This is a genomic window from Oleiphilus sp. HI0067 (assembly GCF_001635735.1).
On record NZ_LWFI01000295.1, the window covers coordinates 1 to 595 of the forward strand.

At 44.2% G+C, this 595-nt stretch carries 1 protein-coding gene; it reads right to left on the minus strand.

Going from position 1 to position 595, the window contains the following annotated elements; all coding sequences use genetic code 11:
* On the minus strand, window positions 1–474 hold a 474-nt coding region (locus A3739_RS03635), incomplete at its 3' end, for a general secretion pathway protein GspK (RefSeq protein WP_197472020.1).
* Between the last annotated feature and the right edge of the window lie 121 nt (window positions 475–595).

Sequence of the window (595 nt, forward strand, 5' to 3'; positions counted from 1 at the left end):
ATCTTGAAAACGCTCTACCTTTACATCATCAAGGGAGAGTCTGTTAAGCAAACGCTTAAACCGATCAGCCATTATTTGATTCGCCACACCATCAACATAAACAAGGTCGTTGAGATTAATTCTTCCGTGTAAGTCATTAAACTGAGCTTCCAACAGAGCATTATCAACAGGAAGCAACAAGGCATCTTGCGTTTGCGCAGTATCGTCTACAAATTCGTTTTTATCTTTGTCTTCGCGCCAATCTTCTAAAAGCAAGCGCCGCGCATAAGTCTCGGACCCGAGCGCATATTCATAGGCTTGTGCGCTAGTAACCAAACCGCTCGCCCCGTATATAAATATTTTTTGTCGTTTATAAATGCCTGTTGCAAGAATCGCTACTAGCGCGAAGATCAATATGACAAGCATTAATGCGACACCACGCTGCTTTACGAGCGAGCCTTTAAACGGGGAAGATTGCGAGAATCCTAGCATCATAAATTCCCGCCTGTGATGCCATTATCAGGTGACGAATTTTGCTCTCCTGCGCCATTGTTAGAGGAACCCGTCCCATCTGAGTTGCCTTGATCACCACCGGCATTTTGATCATCACTATTTT